The organism is Mucilaginibacter sp. (genome assembly GCF_036383575.1).
Taxonomy (GTDB): domain Bacteria; phylum Bacteroidota; class Bacteroidia; order Sphingobacteriales; family Sphingobacteriaceae; genus Mucilaginibacter.
In genome coordinates this window covers 1-4183 of the sequence record NZ_DASVOB010000215.1, presented here as the reverse complement: position 1 = coordinate 4183, position 4183 = coordinate 1, and the positions used below count along the sequence as shown (strand labels likewise).

Below are 4183 nucleotides of genomic sequence, written 5' to 3'. Positions count from 1 at the left end.
AGGGAGGGGTTTTGCCGCTATGCATATTTGTTGGCAGGACGTACAAACCCCTCCCTGCCACTTCGCAGTCCAGCACACCCCTCCCAAGGGAGGGAATTGAAAAACCTCCAAACAACTATCGTTTTAACACAATAAAACTTCTCTAACTTTATACATGAAATTCAAAAAGATCACCATAATAATTGGTTGTGTCATGAGCTTCTCGCAACTCATGGCGCAATCGCCGGTGTTGACGCCGGGTAATGTGGAAAGCGTTACCGTTAATGACCATGATGTAACTTTTCAGGCAGGCAGTATCTTCGGAAAAGTTATTGTTTATAGCCCCTCGGTTATCCGGGTGAGACTGGATAAAAAGCCTTTGGGCCGCGATTTTTCGTATGCGGTAATCGCGCAGCCTCAAAAAACAAAAACAAGCATCACCCAAAATGAGGAAAGCATCACCGTGCTTACAGATTCGTTGAAGGCAGTTATCCATAAAAAACCATTCGCGATAGCTTATTATACACCGGGCGGACAACTGATCAACCAGGACGAACCCGGCCTGACCACCAGTTGGGTTGGCGAGGAAGTGACAAGCTATAAAACCATGATGCCCGATGAACGTTTCATTGGCCTTGGCGAAAAAACGGGCAATCTGGATCGTAAAGGCAATGCCTATACCAACTGGAACTCCGACACCTATGGTTACCAGGTTGATCAGGACCCTATTTACTCAACCATTCCGTTTTATATAGGCATCCACCATAGCCTCAACTACGGCATTTTCATGGATAACACCTATCAAAGCGACTTTAACTTTGGTGCGAGTAATAACCGTTTCTCATCATTTGGTGCACATGGCGGGGAGATGAACTACTATTTCATCTACAACAAAAACATAGCGGGCATTATTCAATCATACACCGGCTTAACCGGTCGCATGAAAATGCCGCCTTTATGGAGTTTGGGTTACCAGCAAAACAGGTACAGTTATTATCCTGACACTGAGGTATTACGCATTGCTCAAACCCTGCGTGAAAAAAAGATCCCGAGCGATGGGATCACGCTGGATATCCATTATATGGACCGCTACCAGTTGTTTACCTGGGATAAAAAGCGCTTTCCTGATCCGCCGCAATTGACTGCAAAACTCAATAAGCTTGGTTTTAAGCTTACCGTTATTGTTGATCCCGGTATCAAGGTCGAAAAAGGGGCACCTGCTTATGAAAGCGGCGCGAAGGATAGTGTGTTTATTCAATACCCCGATAAAACTTTTTACACCGGGCAGGTTTGGCCGGGCTGGTGTAACTTCACCGATTTCACCAGCGAAAAAGGCCGTGCATGGTGGCGTAAGCAGGTTAAGTTTTTTGCAGATAACGGCGTAAGCGGCATCTGGAATGATATGAACGAGATCTCCACCTGGGGCCAGAAAATGCCATCGAACGTACTGTTTGATTTTGATGGTGCCAAAACCACCCACTTACAGGCACACAACGTTTACGCGCTTGAAATGATCCGCTCGAGTTATGAAGGAGCGAGGGAGCATTTTAAAGAGCGTCCGTTTATTTTAACCCGCTCGGGCTATGCCGGGTTACAGCGCTACTCGGCCATCTGGACAGGTGATAACCGTGCCGAAGATAACCACATGCTGCTTGGTGTACGCCTGATGAACAGCCTCGGGTTAAGCGGTGTTTCATTTACGGCAATGGATATCGGCGGTTTTACAGGCGGCGCAAGCACAGCCTTGTTTACTCGTTGGATGCAGATCGGTGCCTTCATCCCCTACTATCGCAACCATACCGCACTCAATACCAAAGCATCCGAACCCTGGGCTTACGGTGAAGATGCACTGGAGATTAGCCGTAACTTTATCAATTTCAGATATAAGCTGATGCCTTATATGTACTCTAATTTTTATGAATCTACCCAAACAGGGATGCCGGTAATGCGTTCATTGGCTATCGGCAATACTTTTGATGTAAAGGTTTACGATCCGGCTTTCCAAAATCAGTATTTGTTTGGCGGTGCATTTATGGTAGCACCTTTTGAAAGTACCAAGGAGTATGGTAAAATTTATTTACCACAGGGCACCTGGTATAATTTATACAGTGATGAGCAATTACAGGGCAAGGCAGAAACCATTCAGCCGCTTAACATGAGCCACCTGCCGGTATTTGTGAAAGAAAGCAGCATTATCCCGATGCAATCATTAGTACAAACAACTGCCGAGGCGCCAACAGATACGCTTACCCTGCATGTTTACAACGGCAAAGTGGCAAACACTTTTGTACTGTATGAAGACGACGGCAAATCATACAACTATGAAAACAACGAGTTTAATAAGCGAGCTATAAGCTTCGATCCCGCAGCACGGAAATTAACCATTGGGGAAACTACTGGCAATTTTGCCAGCAAATTCCATGAGGTTAAACTGGTACTGCATGGCTTTACCAACATTGGTAAAATTAAACTGAACAGTAAAATCATGAATGGACATTCGGCATATTATACCATGATAGATCCGGTTAATAATATCGATCCGCAAGGAGCTGATGGTGGAAGAAGAGATGCTGCTCCTGTTTATGAATTGAGTTTTGGCTTATCTAACCAAAAACAAGTACTTGACTATGAATTAAAATAGTGTTTTAGTAAAGCAATGGCCGATAGCGGAGATTAAAGTCTGCATGCAAGGTCATGAATATGCAAAAGCTGGATGAACCATACATCCGGCTTTTTTTATGCGAACAATAGGATATGCAAGGTGTTCGCCCCTTTAAAGTTGAACACTTGTGAATCCCATCGATTATTTTTACCTGGCACGCTCAACGCAAGCATTTAATACCTGTTCAAGCACCGGCCGTGAAACTGGCTTGCTAAAGAAACCGGTGACAGAGCTATAGCTTAGTGCACGCTCACGGTCTGTTGGGTCAATTGATGATGAAAATACATAAAGCAACGGTTTAACCGGTAATGCGGAATGCGGGTCTCTGAAGCCGTCAAGAAAGTCCCAGCCATCAAACCGGGGCATCCTGATATCCAGAAAAATAACGTCAGGATGATTTGCAGTATCTTCTGAAAATATTTTTAACGCCTCTTCGCCGTCGTAGCTATGCACCACTGGGTGAAAATCTTTGATCCCGGAAATAAGCTTATCCAGTATAATATGGTCAAGTTTACTGTCATCAATAAAGAGTAATCGGAACATGATTGGCAATTATGATATTGCCGCATAAGTTAAGACTTATTATCCGCTTTTTAAAAAATTGGATGGTATTACTACAGTCAGCCTAAGAAGTGAGAAAACTATAGCCGTATTATTTCATTTATAATGACGCGTGCTTTTAATTTTAAAGTAACAACTAAAAGGGTATGTATTTCGCTCTTACGCAATCACATACCCTTTTTAGTTAACGAACCAGGAATATCATCGGTACCGGAGAAGCAAATTATATAATTGGGTTGAAATTATAACGTAGCGCTTTTTTCAACAATTACGTTCCTGGCGCTCATGTAAGTGGTTCCGGTAGGGCCCGGCGATCCTGATGAACCTTCCATTTGGTAATCGATAATGATATTCAGATTTTTCCCAACAAAGTTTGCGCCTGTTTGAGTGCTTTTTAAAACCCCATCTATCCAGTATTCTATTGATACATCAGTTGCATTGGTCTTGGTCATATAAACCGAATAAGTGTGCCAGCTTCCGGGACTTGAAATAGCAGTACCAACACTTGACCAGCCTCCGCTGGCATTTTTATAAGTATTTGTCCAGCAGGTAGTGCTGCCTTTAAATTCCATAAAATCGCTTTCAGGTGGCCATGAGTCTGCTCCTGTTACCCAAAATGCAGGCCATGTGCCGGTTTGTGACTCGCATTGAAATTCCCCTTTGAAATGCCATTTCGGCCAGGAATCAGTTACCACTGGTATAGTCTTGGCATAAATTGTCCCTGAATAATAGTGGATGGGTAAATACGGGTCTTTGTTGCTGTTACCAACGCTTCCGCTGGGGGCGCTGGTCAGTGTAAGCACCCCTCCGGAAACTGAAATATTTTGAGAGCGCATACGAGCAGATCCATTATGATCCGATCCCCAGGGATATAAGTCATTCCAATAGGTACTGTATGAGCTAAAAGAAGTAGCAGGAATAACATTTACCCACGATACAGTGTTAGTTGACAGGCGATCGGCAGGAGTATTTACAGCAGAA

3 protein-coding genes are annotated in these 4183 nt (G+C 43.9%); 1 reads left to right on the top strand and 2 read right to left on the bottom strand.

The genetic code is table 11. From position 1 onward, the window contains the following. Window positions 1-154 precede the first annotated feature (154 nt). Window positions 155-2620 (top strand): TIM-barrel domain-containing protein, encoded by a 2466-nt coding sequence (locus tag VF500_RS07710; protein ID WP_330859118.1) that lies wholly within the window; start codon window positions 155-157, stop codon window positions 2618-2620. 168 nt (window positions 2621-2788) lie between these two features. On the opposite strand, the gene VF500_RS07705 is transcribed toward VF500_RS07710, so the two are convergent. Both VF500_RS07705 and VF500_RS07700 read right to left on the bottom strand, forming a co-directional pair. Continuing rightward, on the bottom strand, window positions 2789-3184 hold the full coding sequence (locus VF500_RS07705) for a response regulator (RefSeq protein WP_330859117.1): 396 nt from the start codon (window positions 3182-3184) through the stop codon (window positions 2789-2791). Between the two features lie 260 nt (window positions 3185-3444). Beyond that, window positions 3445-4183 (bottom strand): family 16 glycosylhydrolase (locus tag VF500_RS07700; RefSeq protein WP_330859116.1); only part of this gene is annotated, 739 nt, incomplete at its 5' end.